General features: G+C 70.7%; 16 protein-coding genes, 1 tRNA gene and 1 pseudogene. 7 read left to right on the top strand and 11 right to left on the bottom strand.

Features of this window, described 5'->3' with window-relative positions:
• The first annotated feature begins 1 nt into the window (after position 1).
• Complete coding sequence (locus tag BU28_RS0113905; protein WP_198944997.1) at positions 2 to 349, top strand: hypothetical protein; 348 nt, start codon at positions 2 to 4, stop codon at positions 347 to 349.
• Between the two features lie 73 nt (positions 350 to 422).
• Here the strand turns inward: BU28_RS0113905 and BU28_RS0113910 are convergent, their stop codons facing one another.
• From BU28_RS0113910 to BU28_RS0113945, 8 genes are all read right to left on the bottom strand, one after another.
• Positions 423 to 2228, bottom strand: coding sequence for a methanol/ethanol family PQQ-dependent dehydrogenase (locus BU28_RS0113910; protein WP_028720028.1), 1806 nt, complete (start codon positions 2226 to 2228; stop codon positions 423 to 425).
• 169 nt (positions 2229 to 2397) lie between these two features.
• Positions 2398 to 3510: a BatD family protein gene (locus tag BU28_RS23065; protein ID WP_051578201.1), complete on the bottom strand. Its 1113-nt coding sequence runs from the start codon at positions 3508 to 3510 to the stop codon at positions 2398 to 2400.
• Positions 3504 to 4103: a hypothetical protein gene (locus BU28_RS0113920; protein ID WP_028720029.1), complete on the bottom strand. Its 600-nt coding sequence runs from the start codon at positions 4101 to 4103 to the stop codon at positions 3504 to 3506. The genes BU28_RS23065 and BU28_RS0113920 overlap by 7 nt, the downstream gene beginning before the upstream one ends.
• A complete protein-coding gene (locus BU28_RS0113925) occupies positions 4100 to 5029 on the bottom strand; it encodes a VWA domain-containing protein (protein ID WP_028720030.1) in 930 nt (309 codons plus the stop codon). Before BU28_RS0113925 ends, BU28_RS0113920 begins: the two co-directional genes overlap by 4 nt.
• Positions 5026 to 5967 carry a VWA domain-containing protein gene (locus BU28_RS0113930; RefSeq protein ID WP_028720031.1) on the bottom strand — a complete coding sequence of 314 codons (942 nt, stop codon included), beginning with the start codon at positions 5965 to 5967 and terminating at the stop codon, positions 5026 to 5028. Before BU28_RS0113930 ends, BU28_RS0113925 begins: the two co-directional genes overlap by 4 nt.
• Positions 5964 to 6338, bottom strand: a complete 375-nt coding sequence (locus BU28_RS24230; protein WP_051578202.1) for a hypothetical protein — start codon at positions 6336 to 6338, stop codon at positions 5964 to 5966. Before BU28_RS24230 ends, BU28_RS0113930 begins: the two co-directional genes overlap by 4 nt.
• On the bottom strand, positions 6335 to 7222 hold the full coding sequence (locus BU28_RS0113940; protein ID WP_036762953.1) for a DUF58 domain-containing protein: 888 nt from the start codon (positions 7220 to 7222) through the stop codon (positions 6335 to 6337). The genes BU28_RS24230 and BU28_RS0113940 overlap by 4 nt, the downstream gene beginning before the upstream one ends.
• On the bottom strand, positions 7216 to 8178 hold the full coding sequence (locus tag BU28_RS0113945; protein WP_028720033.1) for an AAA family ATPase: 963 nt from the start codon (positions 8176 to 8178) through the stop codon (positions 7216 to 7218). Before BU28_RS0113945 ends, BU28_RS0113940 begins: the two co-directional genes overlap by 7 nt.
• 437 nt (positions 8179 to 8615) lie before the next feature.
• Between BU28_RS0113945 and BU28_RS0113950 the strand changes: the two genes are divergently transcribed.
• Both BU28_RS0113950 and BU28_RS25505 read left to right on the top strand, forming a co-directional pair.
• Positions 8616 to 8705, top strand: a tRNA-Ser gene (locus BU28_RS0113950).
• 955 nt (positions 8706 to 9660) lie between these two features.
• Positions 9661 to 9798: pseudogene (locus tag BU28_RS25505) on the top strand (IS110 family transposase); the annotation flags it as partial.
• 166 nt (positions 9799 to 9964) lie between these two features.
• On the opposite strand, the gene BU28_RS0113960 reads toward BU28_RS25505, so the two are convergent.
• Complete coding sequence (locus BU28_RS0113960; RefSeq protein ID WP_088239296.1) at positions 9965 to 11152, bottom strand: THUMP domain-containing class I SAM-dependent RNA methyltransferase; 1188 nt, start codon at positions 11150 to 11152, stop codon at positions 9965 to 9967.
• A gap of 164 nt (positions 11153 to 11316) precedes the next feature.
• On the opposite strand from BU28_RS0113960, the gene BU28_RS0113965 reads away from it, so the two are divergent.
• Positions 11317 to 12102, top strand: a complete 786-nt coding sequence (locus tag BU28_RS0113965) for a VOC family protein (RefSeq protein WP_036762955.1) — start codon at positions 11317 to 11319, stop codon at positions 12100 to 12102.
• Between the two features lie 70 nt (positions 12103 to 12172).
• Here the strand turns inward: BU28_RS0113965 and BU28_RS0113970 are convergent, their stop codons facing one another.
• Positions 12173 to 12961 (bottom strand): metallophosphoesterase family protein, encoded by a 789-nt coding sequence (locus tag BU28_RS0113970; protein ID WP_028720036.1) that lies wholly within the window; start codon positions 12959 to 12961, stop codon positions 12173 to 12175.
• Positions 12958 to 13905: a diacylglycerol/lipid kinase family protein gene (locus BU28_RS0113975; protein WP_028720037.1), complete on the bottom strand. Its 948-nt coding sequence runs from the start codon at positions 13903 to 13905 to the stop codon at positions 12958 to 12960. Before BU28_RS0113975 ends, BU28_RS0113970 begins: the two co-directional genes overlap by 4 nt.
• Before the next feature lie 335 nt (positions 13906 to 14240).
• Between BU28_RS0113975 and BU28_RS0113980 the strand changes: the two genes are divergently transcribed.
• From BU28_RS0113980 to BU28_RS0113990, 3 genes are read left to right on the top strand one after another with little or no spacing between them, the layout of a single operon-like run.
• The gene (locus tag BU28_RS0113980; protein ID WP_248616133.1) at positions 14241 to 15440 is read left to right on the top strand and encodes an isochorismate synthase; all 1200 of its coding nucleotides are present in this window, start codon (positions 14241 to 14243) and stop codon (positions 15438 to 15440) included.
• The gene (locus BU28_RS0113985; protein WP_233144957.1) at positions 15437 to 16087 is read left to right on the top strand and encodes an isochorismatase family protein; all 651 of its coding nucleotides are present in this window, start codon (positions 15437 to 15439) and stop codon (positions 16085 to 16087) included. Before BU28_RS0113980 ends, BU28_RS0113985 begins: the two co-directional genes overlap by 4 nt.
• Complete coding sequence (locus BU28_RS0113990; RefSeq protein ID WP_028720040.1) at positions 16078 to 16848, top strand: 2,3-dihydro-2,3-dihydroxybenzoate dehydrogenase; 771 nt, start codon at positions 16078 to 16080, stop codon at positions 16846 to 16848. The genes BU28_RS0113985 and BU28_RS0113990 overlap by 10 nt, the downstream gene beginning before the upstream one ends.
• Position 16849 lies beyond the last annotated feature (1 nt).

The following is a 16849-nucleotide window of genomic DNA, read 5'->3' on the forward strand; positions in this document are numbered from 1 at the left end:
GATGCGTTCCCAAGCCCTTGCCCTGGCCCTGGTGACCTTCGGCGGGACCGCCGCCGCCCAGCCGCCGGCGGTCAACGACTATCCGACCGACGCCCGGGCCGAATACGTCTTTGCCTGCATGGCGACCAACGGCCAGACCCAGGACGCGCTGCGGCGCTGTTCCTGTTCGATCGACGCCATCGCCTCGATCCTGCCCTATGACCGCTATGTCTCGGCCGAGACGGTGCTGCGGATGCGCCAGGGCGCGGGCGAGCGCGCCGCCATGTTCCGCGGCGGCACGCCCGCGACCAGCGCCATCCTGGCCGACCTGCGCCGCGCCCAGGCCGAGGCCGAGATGCTGTGTTTCTGACCCCCCGGCCAAGGCCGGACATGAAAAAGGCTGCCCCTAGGGGCAGCCTTTCGTCTTGCAGGGATTGCGCCGATCAGTCGGGCAGCTTGAACATCGTCAGCTGGCCGCCCAGGGCGGTATAATCCGACAGGGCCGCATAGCCGCCCACGGCGCCCAGGCCGTCGTTGGCATTGGTCAGGCCCGCCGCAAGGCCGATGCCGGCCCAGCCGCCGATCCCGGACAGCACGCCCACATACTGCTTGCCGCCGTGTTCATAGGTGAAGACGTTGCCGATGATGCCCGAGGGGGTCTTGAACCTGTAAAGCTCCTTGCCCGTCTCGGCGTCCACCGCCTTCAGATAGCCTTCCAGCGTGCCATAGAACACGATATCGCCCGCCGTCGCCATGGCGCCCGACCAGACCGAGAACTGCTCGGGGAGCGACCACTTGATCTTGCCCTCGACCGCGTCCCAGGCAATGAAGTTGCCCATGCCGCCGTGGCTGTCGGGGGCCGGGAACATGGACAGGGTCGCGCCGACATAGGGCTGGCCCGCCGCATAGCTGACGCGGAACGGTTCATAGTCCATGCAGACGTGGTTCGTCGGCACATAGAACAGGCCGGTCTTGGGCGAGTAGGTCGAGGGCTGCTGGTCCTTGGACCCCAGCGCCGCCGGGCAGACGCCGGTGGTGTTCACGTCCTCGCCGTTCTGTTCGGTCGAATATTCGGCGACCACCTGCGGCCGGCCGTACTGGTCCGAATTCGGGTCCATCTCGACATGCGTGGCCCAGTTGACGGCGGGGTCGTATTTCTCGGCCACCAGCAGCTCGCCCGTCTCGCGGTCCAGCGTATAGCCGAAGCCGTTGCGGTCGAAGTTGACCAGCAGCTTGCGCATCTTGCCGTCGATTTCCTTGTCGACCAGCAGGTTTTCGTTCACGCCGTCAAAGTCCCATTCGTCATGCGGCGTCTTCTGGTAGAACCACTTGGCCATGCCGGTGTCGGGATCGCGGGCCATGATCGTCATCGACCAGCGGTTGTCGCCCGGACGCTGGCTGGGGTTCCAGGTCGAGGGGTTACCGGTGCCGTAATAGATCAGGTTCAGCTCGGGGTCATAGGTGGTCCAGCCCCAGGTGGTGCCGCCGCCGATCTTCCACTGGTCGCCTTCCCAGGTCTTGAGCGAGCTGTCCTTGCCGATGGGCTTGCCCAGATGCGTGGTCTTTTCGGGATCGACCAGCATTTCTTCGTCCGGGCCGGTCGAATAGGCGCGCCAGACCATCTTGCCGTCGGCGATGTTGTAGGCGGTCAGGTGGCCGCGGACGCCGTATTCGCCGCCCGAGATGCCGACGATGACCTTGTCCCGGATCACGGTGACGGTGGCGGTGTTCGTCTCGCCCTTGGCGGGATCGCCGTTCACGACCGACCATTTCACCTTGCCGGTCTTGGCATCCAGCGCCACCAGCGTGGTGTCGGCCTGGTGCAGGAAGATGGTGTCATCGGCATAGGCCAGGCCACGATAGACGGTGTCGCAGCACATCACGCCGATCACGTCCGGGTTCTGTTCCGGGTGATAGCGCCACAGGATCTTGCCGTCGTTGTTCAGGTCCAGCGCGTAGACGATGTTCGGGAAGGGCGTGTGCAGATACATCACGTCGCCGATCACCAGCGGCGAGCCCTCGTGCCCGCGCAGCACCCCGGTCGAGAAGGTCCAGGCAACCTGCAGGTCGCCCACGTTGTCCTTGTTGATCTGATCCAGTTCCGAATAGCGGGTGCCGGCATAGTTGCCCAGCTGCATGACCCACTGCTTGGCATCGCTCTGACCGGCCATGACCGAATCGTTGGCGATTGCGGGTACGGCCACCGATACCGACAACGCGGCCAGCAGCCCGAAAATCCGCTTCTTCATCGTCATTCTCCTCCCCTGAGAAACGATTGAGGCAGGAACCGGGCGTCATCGCCTCCGCCATATCGGCCCGGTTCTTATATATGTTTTATAAAACGTTCAGTTGATCCGCCTTGTCAACGACAGGAACCCGCCCCTGAACAAAAGTATGAGGCCGGCCCTGCCCGCCGCCTCAGGGCGAAGGCCGCGCCGCGCGGGGGTCGTAGATTGCGCGTTCCAGCGCCGCCAGCCGATGCGCCGGCAGGCCGATGCGCCCGGCCAGGCGGCGCGCCGCCAGCAGGTCGCCCCGCGCCAGGGCCCGGCGATAGGCCAGCCGCAGCAGGGGCGACCAGCGGTCGCGGATGCGCCGCCACCCCGCCCCCACCCCGTCGGGCGCCAGCCGGACAGCAGCAATGCCCAAGCCCAGCAGCAGGCCCAGCACCACGCTGCCCGCCAGTTCGGCGACCTGCCAGGCGCCCAGCCGCCCGGTCGGCACCTGGCCGGTATAGAAGCTGGCGTAGCCGATGGTCAGGGCCGGGATGCGGGCGTTCTCGATCCGGCGGGTCTGGGTGTTGAACCAGGGAATGTCGACCGGCTCCAGCACCCCCGGCTCACCCGTGTGGGGGCGGAACTGCCAGGCCCAGACGGCTTCGGCCACGGGCCCCTCGGCGGTCAGGATCAGGTTGCGCTCGACCGGCTGGGCAAAGGTGATCAGCCAGTTCTCGGACACCACCGGACGGGGCGGCAGCTGCTCGGGCAAGGCGCCCAGCACGCGCAGCGTGACTCGGCGGGTCAGGATCTGGCCGTCGGCCAGCCGCGCCGGATCGGCCGAGAGGCTGTCGGTCAGCTCCAGCGCGCGGCCGGTGAAATGCCATCCCCGCTGGGCGGGAAACTCGCCCACCGACAGGGACAGGGGCTTGGCCTCGACCACCACGTCGCGGCGCTGGCTTTGCGTGTCGATGATGGTCAGCCGATGCCGGGCCGGGCCGAACTGCAGGGGACCGGCCCGCTTGGGCCAGATCGCCAGATGGCGCTCCATCACGATCCAGCGCAGCCCGTCGATCATCTCCTCGTGCCAGTCGTCCGGGCCGGTCTGGATCCAGTCGAAACTGTCGTTTGGGGCGATTTCCAGCTTTTCGTTGGCGATCTTGCGATCGTAGACGGCGCGGATGACGACCGGAACCATCTCGCCAACGACGGGATGGGGGTTGCCCTGGGCGGTGATCGTCAGCCGCAGGTTGCCCTCGGCCCAGCCGCAGGCGGGGAACAGCGCCAGGGCCAGCAGGGTCAGGACCAGCCTTACCAAGGGTCGCCCTCCTCTCCGGTGGCAAGGCCCATGGCGATGCGGCGCTTCTGTTCGGCTTCGAGGCGCAGCCGCAGGAACTCGCCCGGGTTGTCGGGCAGGGTTTCCAGCCATTCGGCATCGGCGACCCGGCGGCCCTCGTCCAGCGGGCGGCCCAGCCGCTTGATCTCGTCGACCGGAGAGCCGCCGACGGCGGCAATCACCGTCACCGCGATGCGCCCGGCCGCATTGCCCTGGCCCATGGTGGGCGGGATCAGCGCGTTCACCACATTGCGGTTCTCGCGCGCCTGGCTGTCGGCGGGGTTGGCAAACAGCACGGCGTCGAAATAGTCGCGCGACAGCGGCAGGTTTCCGGTCACCGCCAGCGACAGGCCCCGGTTGTAGGTCGATCCGCGCCCGGCTTCGCGGAACGCATCGTCCGCCCCCGCGTAATCGCCCGCCTGATACAGCGCCACGCCCCGGACGGCGGGGTCGTCCAGCATGATCGCGGCGAGGCCTGGCAGGCCCGCCGCAAGCGCCAGCTTGGTCCGGGCGTCGCCCCCGGCCAGGACCAGCGCGGCAAGACCCGCGCCGAACAGGGCGGCGGCCAGCCTCATCGCCGCCTCCGGAACAGGGGCAGGATCGCCAGCATCGCCAGGGGCAGCAACCACGGGCCAAGGTCCAGAAAGCTATGCCCGGCGGTGTCGTCGCGCGCCAGCCGCGCGGTGCGGCGGGCGGCGATGCGGGCCATCAGGGCCGGCGGATCGGCGGCGGGCATGGCCTCGCCGCCGCCGGCGCGGGCCAGGTCGGCCACCGGGCCGGGCGCGGGCGGAGGCGCGCCCGCGGCCGCGGCGGGCAGGACCAGCGCCCAGACCCGGGCGCCGTCGCTGGCCAGACGCGCGGCCTCCTCGACGGCGCGGGGACGCACGCCGCCGCCGTCCGTCACCAGAACCAGGTCGGCGCCGCCCAGGCCCGGTCCGTCGCGGCCGCCGAACAGGTCGCGCGCCATCGACAGCGCGATGTCGGGACGGCTGCCCGCGACGGGCATGGTGTCGCGCGACAGGACCGCGATCAGGTCCGACAGGGTCGCCGCGTCCGAGGTGGGCGCCGAGGCCAGATAGGCGTCGCCCGCGTAAAGCATCAGCCCGACCGGGCGGCCCTGCGCCAGGGGCAGCAGCATCGCCGCCGCCGACCGCGCCTCGTCCAGCACGCGCTGGTCGCCGGCGACCGAGGGCGACAGGTCCATGGCCAGGATCAACGGGTCCAGCGCGCGGTATTCGACCGCGCCGGGGCGCAGCACCGCCGGTCCCGACAGCGCCAGCACCAGCGCCAGCGCGGCCAGAAAGGGCAGCGCCACGTCGGGCGTGTGGCGGCCGTCCGTCAAAAGACCCAGGCGGCGCAGCGCAGGCATCAGCGCGGGGTCCAGGACCGCCGTCCATTCGCCCGCCGCGCGCCGCTGCCGCACCCAGGCCCAGGACAGCGCGATCAGCGGCAGCGCCGCCAGCCACCAGGGCCGCAGCAGGATCAGGCCGCCCAGCGTCATTCCCGCGTCCCCATGCCCCGCGCCAGGGCCAGGACCAGCGCCATGATCGCCGGCCAGATCCACAGCGCCCGCGCCTGCGCCACTGGCGGGCGCTCGGAAGGGTTCGGCTCGAGCCGGTCCAGCTCCTCGGCCATCGCGCGCAGATCGTCCATGCTGCGCACGCGGAAGGTCTGCCCGCCCGCCGCCCCGGCGATGGCCCGCAGCGTCGCCAGGTCCACCGCGTCACGGGCGGCCGGGCGGGACTCCAGGTCCTCGGGGCCCAGCGCGACGGTATGGATGCGGACGCCGCGCTCGGCCGCGAGCCGGGCGACCTGCGTCGCGTCGAGCAGCGCCGAGGTGTCGCGCCCGTCCGACAGAAGCACGATCACGTTCGAGCGCGAGGATTCCGCCAGCACCCGCCGGATCGCCAGACCGAGCCCGTCCGAGATGTTCGTGGAGCGCCCTGTCAGCCCGATCTGTGCATCCGCCAGCGCCAGCGCCACGGCCCGCAGGTCGTGGCTGAGCGGCGCGGCCACATAGGCGCGGTCGGCAAACAGGACCAGCCCGATCCGGTCCCCGGTGCGGGCGCGGATGAAACCCTCGGCCACCTGCTTGACGGCGTCGAGGCGGGTCACCGTCTGCCCCTCCAGCGCGAAATCGGGCGTCGCCATGCTGCCGGACATGTCCAGGGCGATGACGATGTTGCGCCCCGAGGCGCTGCGGTCGGGCACCATCTGGATGCGCTGCGGCTGTGCCAGGGCCAGGCACAGCCCCAGCCAGGCGCCCGCGACCAGGGCAAGCCCGCGCCAGCGCCGGGGCCCGGGCGCGGGGACCGCCAGCGCCGCGACGCCCTGCGGCAGCGCCATCGCCTGGGCGGTCGCCACGCGCGCCGGCCAAAGCCGCGCCAGCAGCGGCAGCGGCAGCAGCAGCATGGCCAGCGGCTGGGCCAGTTCGATCACCGCGCCGCCCTCCGCCGCCGCCGTTCTCGCGTGCCGGAACGGATCAGCGCCTCGACCGCGTCGGGGTCGCCCGGCTCGCCGCGATACAGCGCCCGGCGCTGGTCGGGCGGCAGGGCCCTGCCCTGTTCGGCCAGGATGCGGGCCAGCGCCAGCAGCCTGTCCGCCGGCGGCAGACCCGCGGCCAGCGCCAACCGGTGGGACAGGCGTGGCGGACGGGCGCGGCGGCGCAGCGCCGGCATGGCGATGGCCACCAGCAGCGCCGCCAGCATCAGGCCCAGCCCGGCGGCTGCCAGGAAATCGTCCCAGCCGGGTGCGGTGAACGGCGCGGGCAGGCGCGGCGGATGCAGGTCTGCGACGATGTCGGGGATCATTCCGCGGCCTCGGGCTCGGCCGTGGTGGACAGGCGGCGGACCCGCAGCCCCGGCCGCGCCAGCCGCGCCGCGCGCGCCGCACGATCGGCCGGCAGGCCGGCGAAGCGGGCAAATGCCGCGCCCTCGGGCAAGGCATGGGGCAAGGCGTGGGCGGGGGGCGCGACCTCGAACGGGTCCTCGACCAGGATCAGTTGCAGGGGCCCGCGCGCGGCCAGGATGGCCAGCGCCGCGTCGAACCCCTCGCCCGGATCGTCCAGCGCGGTCGCCAGCACGATCCCCGCGCCGGGCGGCGCCTGACGGGCGGCGCGGACCAGATCGGCAGCCAGCGGCCTGACCGGCGCCGCCTTGCCATGCGCCGCCGCGCGTTCCGCCGCCGCCAGCGCCGCGGCATGGGCGCGCGCCAGGCACGCCGTGACCATCGCCATGCCCCGGTGGCGCGGGCGCGGCGGCTGGCCGTCCGGGCCATCGTCGGTCAAGGCGACCACGCCGACCGCGCCGCCATGCAGCGACGCCTGCCAGCCCATCAGCGCCAGCACCTCGGCCGCCGCGACCGAGCGCAGCCGGCCCGCCGTGCCCCACAGCATCGGCCGGCGGAAATCCGCGATCAGCAGCAGGTTGCGCTCGCGGTCCTCGTGAAAGCTGCGCACCTGAAGGCTGCCGCTGCGGGCGGTCGCGGCGGCGTCGATGTGGCGCGGCTCGTCACCCTCGGCAAAGGGCCGGATCTCGCGGATCTCATGGCCTTGGCCGCGCCGGCGGGTGGCGGTCGTGCCGGGACGCTCGGCCAGGGCGGATGCCTCGCGCCCGGCGCGGGCCGCGCGCGGCTCGAGCGCCATCAGCCCCGCCACGCTGACGGCCGCGGGATCAGGCGCCCGCGCCCCTACCACGGCCGCACATGGTCCAGCAGCCGCGCCACCAGGTCGCGCGCGCCCAGCCCCTCGGACGTGGCGCGCCAGCTGGGGATCATCCGGTGGGACAACGCGTCGGCGGCCAGCGCCTCGACATCCTCGGGCAGGCCATAGTCGCGGCCCCGCAGCGCCGCCCGCGCCCGGACCGAGGCGGCCAGCGCCAGTGTCCCCCGGGGCGAGACCGGATGTTCCACAAGCCCCTCCAGCGGCGTCCCCTGCGCTTCGCGCGTTGCAACGACCAGCCGGACGATGAAGTCCTTCAGCGCCGGGGCCAGCGTCACCCGCGCGACCGCCGCGCGCGCGGCATGGATCGCCCCTGCCTCCAGCCTGTGCGCGGGCGGGACAGGGGGGGCGCGGTCCTCCTGCTCGACCAGATCCAGGATCGCGCGCTCCGCCTCGGCCCCCGGCAGGGACAGGTTCAGGTGCAGCAGAAAGCGGTCGAGCTGCGCCTCGGGCAGGGGAAAGGTGCCCTCGTGTTCGATCGAGTTCTGGGTGGCGACGACCATGAACGGATCGGGCAGCTTCCGCGTCACCCCGCCGGCCGTCACCTGCGCCTCGGCCATCGCCTCGAGCAGCGCGGACTGGACCTTGGGCGGGGCGCGGTTGATTTCGTCGACCAGCACCAGTTCGTGAAACAGCGGCCCGGGCAGAAAGTCGAACCGCCCGCTGTCGGGGCGAAAGACCTGGGTGCCGGTCATGTCCGAGGGCATCAGGTCGGGCGTGCACTGGATGCGGGCGAAGCTGCCCGCCAGCCCCGCGGCCAGCCGCTTGACAGCCCGCGTCTTGGCCAGTCCCGGCGGCCCCTCGATCAGCACATGGCCGCCAGCGAGCAGCGCGATCGCCAGCCGCTCGACCAGATGTTCATGCCCGATCAGCCCGGTTGCGACCTGATCGGCAAGCGCTGCGACCGGGCCGAGGGCGTCGGCCGGCTCGATGGTCTGAATGTCCTCCACCTCGCTCCTCCCCGAGCGGCGGTCCCGGCGCGCGGAACCGCCGCCAGCTTGGCAGGATTTTCGCGGCCGATCCAGCCGGTCGGGCGTCACACTTTGGGATGAGGGCGCGCGCGTGTCCTGATTGCGTGGGGCGTTCGGCCGCCGGTCGTGGCAGATGGGGGAAGGCCCTTTGACGGTGAGGCCAAGCAGAGGCCTGGACCCCCCGCCTGGCAGACCCGGACCTTCGGACACCGGCTGCCTGGACAAAGACAGGAACCTCTTGCGCGCACCCGTTCCGAGGGAGCGTTCCGTTCTGTTCGGACCAGGCAGGGACGCCCTGTTTCCTGGCGCGGAATTGCGGTTCACCCCCCGCGCCCACCTTGGCCGATCCCACGAAAATCCCCTTGTTTCCCCGTTCCCCGCCCCCTATACGGGGCGGCGGAGACGTGGCCGAGTGGTCGAAGGCACACCCCTGCTAAGGGTGCAGACGGGAAACCGTCTCGAGGGTTCGAATCCCTTCGTCTCCGCCATATAGAATTGATATTTATAGAAAAATCGTGACGATGGCTTGGCACCCACGATCATGCCGCCTTCAAATATGCGGTTGTCAACGGTGCGCATTTGCCACGCGACGGGATGGATAGAGCTAACCCCGTCTCACACGCGCGATCTGTCGCTGGACCCTGAGCGCCGGGACGCTGGCGCCGTGCCGGCTGCTTTCGATTGTTGCCCGTTCACAACTTTTATCCCTTCTAACAATCGACGCAGAGCAGGCCTCAAATGAGAGCCGAACCGCTGCGATTCACGCAATTCCGCGATTCTGCCCTGCCCGATGCGGCGTTCACCCATCGCGGACAGAGCCAAGGCCCTTGCGGCATTGACGTGCAGCCGCTTCGCCCATCCTCAAATTGCCGCAACTGCGATAAGGGCCGGTCGAAGAAAGACAGAAGCGCGCCTTGAACGCATTAATGCCCGACCTGGTGCTAAACATCGACGGCACCCGCTACTGCCGCTACAGACCGGAGATGTAGCGGGAATAGTGGCGGCCCATTCTGCCGGTCCACGCACCGAAACCGCCTCGCATCCCTTCCACACCGGGAAGCGTTATGGGACAGGTTCAGGATATTCCAGAGGTCGACCATGAAAACGACGATTGCCCCGCTCGCTGCCGCCATGTTTCTTGCCGCATGTGAAACCCCGGTTGCGACGGCGCCTGTCCCTGCAGAGCCTGAGCGACCCATGGACGAGGTTCCTGTGCAGAAGACCCTGCCAAACGGCGACAGGCATTACAGCTTCAAGAGTGGCTGCGTCGTTGTCCTGGAGCCGCAGCGCGCGGTCGTGAGGTCTGAGACGGGGGCCTGCGAGCTCCACCACCGGGACATCGCCCTGCTTTATGCATCGGGGGATTGAGGGCCCGGCTCGCGGTAAGCCCCACGTCGCCAGAAGCATCGCGCCCGCCGTGAGAGATGGAAATGGCCGGTAAAGGTGGGAGCGACATCGAAGATGGGCCAGCGCGACATACGTCGACTGCTCATCACAGGAGCGATGGCCGTTGTGCAACATGCAAGCCGTAAGAGAGTGCCGGACGGCAGCTGGCTTGGCCGAATGCTGGCCAGGAAGCCACCCGAGAACTGGTGTCAACCGTATGACTGTCGGGGTTCATGGTCCCGCGCGCGCCAAAGCGGTGGATGGCCTCGTTCAAAGCCTCGGTGCAAAAGTCAGCCTCCAGCGTGTTCGAGATGCGCCAAGCGAAAGGCGGGCGTCCCCCCGAGGGCGCCCGCCTTGGCGTTCAAAGCGGCCCGGTCTGCCACAGCCGGATCTTCAGCCCGCCATGCGCGATGTGGGGGCCGGGTTCGCGGAACGGCAGGCCGGTGGCACGCGCCAGGGCGGCATCGGTGGTGACCAGCCCCACGCGCCAGCCCTGGAAGCGGGCGCGCAGCACCTCGCCCATCGCGGCATGCAGGCCGAACAGGGGGCCCTTGTTCCCGATCCGCGCCCCGTAGGGCGGGTTGATGATGACCAGGCCCGGCGGCCCCTCGGGGCGGGACAGGTCGGCGAAGGCAAGGTTTTGGAAATCGGTCCAGGCGGCGACGCCGGCGCGCTCGGCGTTCTCGCGGCTCATGCGGATGGCGCCGGGGTCGCGGTCGCTGCCGTGAAACAGCAGCGCGGGCGCCGGGGCCGCGGCGGGGCGCAAGGCGTCGAAGGCGGCAGCGTCGAAGCCGGGCAGGTGCTGGAAGGCAAAGCCGCGCAGCCGCCCCGGGGCGAGGCCGGCCGCGATCTCGGCCGCCTCGATCACGAAGGTGCCCGATCCGCACATCGGGTCCAGGACCGGCTCGCTCCCGTCGAACCCGCATTGGCGTAGAAACATCGCGGCCATGGTCTCGCGCATCGGCGCCTTGCCGACCGCCTGTTTGTGGCCGCGCTTGTGCAGGCTTTCGCCCGAGGTATCCAGGCTGAGCGTGCACAGATCGTCCTCGATCCGCACCTTCAGCGTGACCGGCGCATCCTCGGCGATGGGGGCGCCCAGGGTGTCGCGGATCGCCGCCTCGATCCGCTGGATGATGGCGCCGGCGTGATAGATGCGCGACTTGCGGCTGGTGGCCTCGATCCGCAAGGGCACGTCGGCGCGCAGCCAGTCCGCCCAGGGAAAGCGCCGCGCCCGCTTGTCCAGTTGCGCCGGGTGCATGGCGCGAAAGGCGCCGATCCGGGCCAGCACCCGCGTCGCGCCACGCAGCATCAGATTGGCGCGCCAGACCTCGGGCCAGCCGCCGTGAAAGACGACCCCGCCCGGCTGGACCAAGGCGTCGAAGCCCAGCGCCCGCGCCTCGTCGGCCAGGGGCTGCTCGAGGCCGGGGGTGGCGACCAGAAAGACCTCCATCCGGCGCGGATCGGCGGCCAGGGGCGCGGCTTCGGGACGCGCGCCCGGATCGGTCGCGGGCTGCGGCCGGGGACCGGCGGGCTTGGGTCTGGGTTTCATCTCGCGGGTCCGTCGAAAAGGGCAGCGCATCATGCGGCGTGGCGCGCCCAAAGGCAACCGGCGGAATTGTCCACGTATCGGAGACGATCTTCCGTTTTCATCGCCGCTTCAACGAAGGCGTGGCGCGCCTAGATTGGCGGGGAACTGGAACACAGGAGGATATCATGGCGACCAGCGATGCCCCCATCCGCATCGGCCGGGTGGCGCTGACGGTGAACGACCTGGCCACCGTCGGGGATTTCTACCAGAGGGTCGTCGGCCTGCGCAGGCTGTCGCAGGACGGCGGGACGATGGTGCTGGGGGCGGGCGACCGCCCGCTGCTGGAATTGCGCGAGGACCGCGCGGCGCGGCACCGCCCGGCCGAGGCGGGGCTGTTTCACACCGCCTTCCTGCTGCCGGGCCGCATCGACCTGGCGGACTGGCTGGGTATGGCGGCGGCGCGGGGGCTGGCGCTGGACGGCGCCTCGGACCACCGGGTCAGCGAGGCCGTCTATCTGCGCGACCCCGAAGGCAACGGGATCGAGATCTATGCCGACCGCCCCCGCAGCGCCTGGGCCTGGCGGGATAGCGAGGTGCTGATGGATACCACGCGGCTGGACGTCCCCGACCTGCTGGCCCAGGCGCGGCCGTGGCAGGGCGCGCCCGAGGACACGGTCGTGGGCCACGTCCACCTGCAGGTGGGCGATCTGGCGTCGGCCGGGGATTTCATGACCGGCGCGCTGGGGCTTGACCGCACCCTGCAATACCCTGGGGCGAGCTTCTTTTCCTGGGGCGGCTATCACCACCATCTGGCGGGCAATATCTGGAACAGCCGCGGCGCGGGCCCGCGCAGCCCCGACGCGACAGGACTGGCCGAGATCGTGCTGACCGCCGATCCCGGGGCTGCCCTGCCCCTGGGCGCGACCGAGGCCGTCGATCCCTGGGGCACCCGGCTGCGGCTGGAGCATTGAGGAAGATGGGGGCTCTGCCCCCGTCCCTGCGGGACTCCCCCGGGGTATTTGGAAAACGGTGAAGGCCCGATCAGGTCCGGTGCCAGCGGCGGTCGCGGCGGGTGAAGCGCAGGTGTTCGGGCGGGCGGAAGCCCGGCTCATCCATCGGCGCGACATGGCGTTCGATCAGCAGGTCGGGGCCCTGAAAATCCAGCACGGCGAATTCGTTCTGGCGGTCGTCCAGCCGCGCGCAGAGCGCCGTTCCGCCCTGGATCTGCAGCACGCTGCGACCCTCGGGGGGCAGGAAGGCGCCGGCCGACCAGATGTGCAGATGCCCGCTGAGCACGACCTGCACGCCCTGAAGCTCGAACAGCGCCATCGCCTCGCGCGCGCCGCGCATCAGCTGCTTGTCAACCTCGGGACGCTGCTGCATCGGATGGTGCAGGGCCACGATGTTCACGCAATCGGGGTCGATGCCTTCGACCACGCGGCGCATCTGGGCGGCGCTGATGACGCCGCGCTGCCAGGCCATCGGATCGACGCTGTTGATGCCCTGCACCCGCACCTGGCCGACATGGCCCACGGGCTCCATGTTCTGCGCGATGATGCGGCGATACCGGCGATAGGGCTTCATCATCCGGTCCGCCAGCTTGTAGAGCGGGATGTCGTGGTTGCCGGGGACGGCGATCAGCGGCACCTCGATCCGGCGCAGGAAGGCCGCGGCCTGCGCGAACTGCGCCGAACGCGCGCGGTGGGTCAGATCGCCCGTCACCACCACCAGATCGGCGCCGGCGCGGTTCACCCGGTCCAGCAGCGGTTCGATCAGCGCCGTGCGGTCAAAGCCGAAATGCAGGTCCGAAAGATGCACCAGTCGCGTCATGCCCTGTCGCGACCCTCGCTGCCCTGCGGCACCAGAACCTTGAGGTCATGGGCCCGCACACGGACCCTAAAGGGCGAATCCATCCAGTCCTTCTCGCCGTCATGGGCGACGTATTCGTGGCGCGGCACGGTTTCGAGCTCCATCTCGGAGGCGCTGATCAGGTCGAAATCGTGATAACGCGCCGATTTCCCCATCGCCAGCCGCAGGGCCGAGCGGATCAGGGGGCCGGGATGACGGGCGCGGGCGACCAGCAGCGCCAGCTTGCCGTCGCGGATGCAGTCGGCGCCTTCCAGCCCGAAGCTGTCGAGCTGGTAGGCGCTTTTGGCGACGAAGGCCAGGGCGGTGGTGAACTGGCGTTCCTCTCCGTTCGCGCGCACGGTCAGCGTCAGCGGCCGGCGCAGGGTCCAGAGCGCCGCCGCCGCCGACCAGTAGGCCGCCACGCGCGACCGGCCCCAGCGGCGATAGATGCTTTCGCGCCGCTTGAGGATTTCGGGATAGGCGCCGAAGCTGACGTTGTTCAGAAAGATCATGCCGTTCATTTCGCCGACATGGATGCGGCGCAGGACGGGGGTGTCGAAGATCTTCATCGCCTCCTCGACCGTCTCGCCCGAACCGAGGTCGCGGGCGAAATAGTTGAAGGTGCCGCCCGGGATCACCACCATCGTGCTGTCGCTGCCCGCGACGGCGCTGGCGACCGCCGCCTGGGTGCCGTCTCCCCCCGCCGCCACGATCAGATCGAACCCCTCGGCCACGGCCTGTCGCGCCGTTCCGGGCAGGTCCGCACCCTTGTCGATGCGCCGCACCTCGAGGCTGGCGACGCGGTCCCGCAGCCGGTCCTGCAGCAGGTCGGCGATGCTGGCCCCCGCCTTGCGCCCCGAGCCGGTGTTCGCGATCACGCAGCAGCGCGCCTGCGACAGGTCGTAAGGCTTGCCGGCATCGTCCATGAATCCCCCGGGAAATCGTTTCACTGGCCCCTGTGCAAACCCGCGCAGGCCCGCCCGGTTCCGCAGCGCGGCAATCCTGAGTTTTTTACTTGCTCCGGCTGGCGGGCTCTGGCAGGTTGCGCGCGGGCAGCCGGCGGATTGACCACCCCCTCCCGCTTGTTCCGCATCCTTGGCGGACGGGCGCGCCACCCATGAGCCGTCACAGCAGGAGATGTCTGCCGCTCACGACAGAAACGCATCCTTGCCGTTTCGTGACACGCTGTTTGTCGACCCTGGCCTGGTTTCCAGGCCGCCGGGGCGCAAAGCCATTCGATGAGAGACGCATGAATATTCGCATGTCAGAGGCACCCGAAATCCTGGCTCCGCTGGACGACGACCCGGTCCTGTTCGCCTTTCAGGGCCCGCATGGGCGCGTGCAGGGCCGGGGCGCGCCGGTGCAGGTGCCGCGCGGCGGTGCCGATACGGTGGCCGCGCGCGTCGGGCAAGCCCTGTCCGGGGCGCTGCCGGGGGCGATGATCGGGGGCGCCCTGCCCTTTGACCGCACGCAGGCGGATTGCCTGTGGCTGTGCAACCGCGCCGCGCCGCAGCCGGCCGCCGCAGCCCGGCCGGCGGCGGTGCCCGGCGCCGACCAGCGCCCCGACTGGCGGCTGACCGCCGAACCCGAGCCCGCCGCCTATGCCCGCGCCGTGGCCCGCGCGCTGGCCATCATGCAGGACGAGGCGGGTCGTGCCGGCGCGCTGGAAAAGATCGTGCTTGCGCGCAGCCTGCGGGCCGAATCCGGGGCCCCGATCGCCGTCGAGGCGCTGATGGAGCGGCTGGCGCAGGATGCCTCGGTCACCGCCTTTCGCGTGGCGCTGCCACCGCGCGGGCGCCAGACCCGCCAGTTGTGCGGGGCAACGCCCGAGCTGCTGCTGTCCAAGGCCGGGGCCCTGATCGCCTCGCATCCGCTGGCGGGATCGGCCCGCCGCCTGGCCGACCCCGAGGCCGACCGCGCCGCGGCCCAGGTCCTGGCACGTTCCGACAAGGACCAGCGCGAACATGCGCTGGTCGTCGAAAGCATCCTGGACGTCCTGTCGCCCTGGTGCCGCAGCCTGAGCGCCCCCGAGGGCACGCAGCTGACCACGACGCGCAGCATGTGGCACCTGGGCACCCGGATCGAGGGCATGCTGAAGGACCCCGAGATGCCCTCGGTGGTGCTGGCGGCGCTGCTGCACCCGACGCCCGCCGTCTGCGGCGTGCCGATGGCGCGGGCCAATGCGCTGATCCACGACCTTGAACCCGTGCCGCGCGACTTCTATGCCGGGGCGGTGGGCTGGTGCGACGCGCGCGGCGACGGCGCCTGGTACGTGGCGATCCGCTGCGCCGAGATCGCGGGCGCGACCGCCCGGCTTTACGCCGGCGCGGGCATCGTCCCCGGCTCGGACCCGATGGCCGAGGCGGCCGAAACCGGCGCCAAGTTCGGCGCCTTCCTGGCCGCGCTTGGCCTGCCCCCGGATGCGGGGCTGGCCGGGCTGGCCCCGAACGAGGTGGAATGATGGGACTGCCCGGTATCCCCGGCTATACGCTGCCGACCGACCTGCCCCAGCCGCGCGGCCCCTGGCGGGCCGAACGCGACCGGCTGGCGCTGCTGGTCCATGACATGCAACGCTATTTCTGCCGCCCCTTCCCCGCGGGCGCGCCGCTGGAGCCGGCCGTCGCCAACATCGCCCGGCTGATCCAGGCCGCGCGGGCGGCGGGCGTGCCGGTCTTCTACACCGCGCAGAAGGGCGACCAGTTCCGCCCCGACCGCGGGCTTCAGGCGGATCTGTGGGGCCCCGGCATGCAGGCCATCCCCGAGCATGAGGAGATCCTGCCCGAGCTTGCTCCGGCGGCGGGCGACATCGTGCTGGTCAAGCACCGCTACAGCGCGTTCCAGCGTTCGAACCTGGACCATCTGATGCGGGCGCGGGGCCGCGACCAGCTGATGGTCTGCGGCATCTATGCCCATATCGGCTGCCTTGCGACCATGGCCGAGGCGTTCCAGCGCGACATCGAGGCCTTTGCCGTCGCCGATGCCCAGGCCGATTTCTCGGCCGAGAAGCACGCCATGGCCATGTCCTGGATCGCCGCGACCTGCGGCGTGCCGATGCTGACCGAACAGGCGCTGGCCGCGCTGTCGGGAAAGGTCGCGCAATGCGCCTGACCGGATTTCAGGACCGCACCGCCATCGTCACCGGTGCCGCCGGCGGCATCGGCCGCAGCGTGGTCGCAGCGCTGGTCGAGGCCGGCGCCCGCGTCATCGCCACCGATACCGAGGCCGCCCTGCAGGCCGCCCCGGTGCCGGGGGCCGAGAACCGCGCGCTGGACGTCCGCGACGCCGAGGCCACCGAGGCGCTGGTGGCCGGGGTCGAGGCCGCGCACGGGCCCCTGGCCTTGGGCGTCCATGCGGCGGGGGTTCTGGGGATCGCCCCGATTCTCGACATGGTGCCGCAGGAATGGGACCGGGTGATGGGCGTGAACGCCACCGGCACCTTCAACGTCACCCGCGCCTTTGGCCGGGCCATGGCGCGCCAGGGGCGCGGTGCGATCGTCGCGGTCAGTTCGAACGCGGCCGGCATCCCGCGGCTGAACATGGGCGCCTATGCGGCGTCGAAGGCGGCGGCCACGATGTTGGTGCGCTGCCTGGGCCTGGAACTGGCCGCGCAGGGGGTGCGCTGCAACATCGTCGCGCCGGGATCGACGCTGACGCCGATGCAGACGGGCATGTGGGCCGAGGATGGCGGAGCTGGCGAACGCGCGGTGATCGAGGGCAGCCTAGAGGCATATCGCACCGGCATCCCCTTGAAAAAGCTGGCGACGCCCGAGGATATCGCGGGCGCCGTGATGTTCCTGCTGTCCGACCAGGCGGGCCATGTGACCATGGCGGATCTTTATGTGGACGGTGGCGCGACGATGCGCGCCTGAG

Source organism: Paracoccus yeei ATCC BAA-599, from assembly GCF_000622145.1.
Classification (GTDB): Bacteria; Pseudomonadota; Alphaproteobacteria; order Rhodobacterales; family Rhodobacteraceae; genus Paracoccus; species Paracoccus yeei.

Excerpts from the sequence above, each read along its gene's own strand:
- BU28_RS0113960 (WP_088239296.1), bottom strand. The coding sequence starts at position 11,152 with ATGAAACCCAGACCCAAGCCCGCCGGTCCCCGGCCGCAGCCCGCGACC.
- BU28_RS0113975 (WP_028720037.1), bottom strand. The coding sequence starts at position 13,905 with ATGGACGATGCCGGCAAGCCTTACGACCTGTCGCAGGCGCGCTGCTGC.
- BU28_RS0113920 (WP_028720029.1), bottom strand. The coding sequence starts at position 4,103 with ATGAGGCTGGCCGCCGCCCTGTTCGGCGCGGGTCTTGCCGCGCTGGTC.
- BU28_RS0113985 (WP_233144957.1), top strand. The coding sequence starts at position 15,437 with ATGATGGGACTGCCCGGTATCCCCGGCTATACGCTGCCGACCGACCTG.
- BU28_RS0113980 (WP_248616133.1), top strand. The coding sequence starts at position 14,241 with ATGTCAGAGGCACCCGAAATCCTGGCTCCGCTGGACGACGACCCGGTC.
- BU28_RS0113905 (WP_198944997.1), top strand. The coding sequence starts at position 2 with ATGCGTTCCCAAGCCCTTGCCCTGGCCCTGGTGACCTTCGGCGGGACC.
- BU28_RS0113910 (WP_028720028.1), bottom strand. The coding sequence starts at position 2,228 with ATGAAGAAGCGGATTTTCGGGCTGCTGGCCGCGTTGTCGGTATCGGTG.
- BU28_RS24230 (WP_051578202.1), bottom strand. The coding sequence starts at position 6,338 with ATGATCCCCGACATCGTCGCAGACCTGCATCCGCCGCGCCTGCCCGCG.
- BU28_RS0113965 (WP_036762955.1), top strand. The coding sequence starts at position 11,317 with ATGGCGACCAGCGATGCCCCCATCCGCATCGGCCGGGTGGCGCTGACG.
- BU28_RS0113970 (WP_028720036.1), bottom strand. The coding sequence starts at position 12,961 with ATGACGCGACTGGTGCATCTTTCGGACCTGCATTTCGGCTTTGACCGC.
- BU28_RS0113925 (WP_028720030.1), bottom strand. The coding sequence starts at position 5,029 with ATGACGCTGGGCGGCCTGATCCTGCTGCGGCCCTGGTGGCTGGCGGCG.
- BU28_RS0113990 (WP_028720040.1), top strand. The coding sequence starts at position 16,078 with ATGCGCCTGACCGGATTTCAGGACCGCACCGCCATCGTCACCGGTGCC.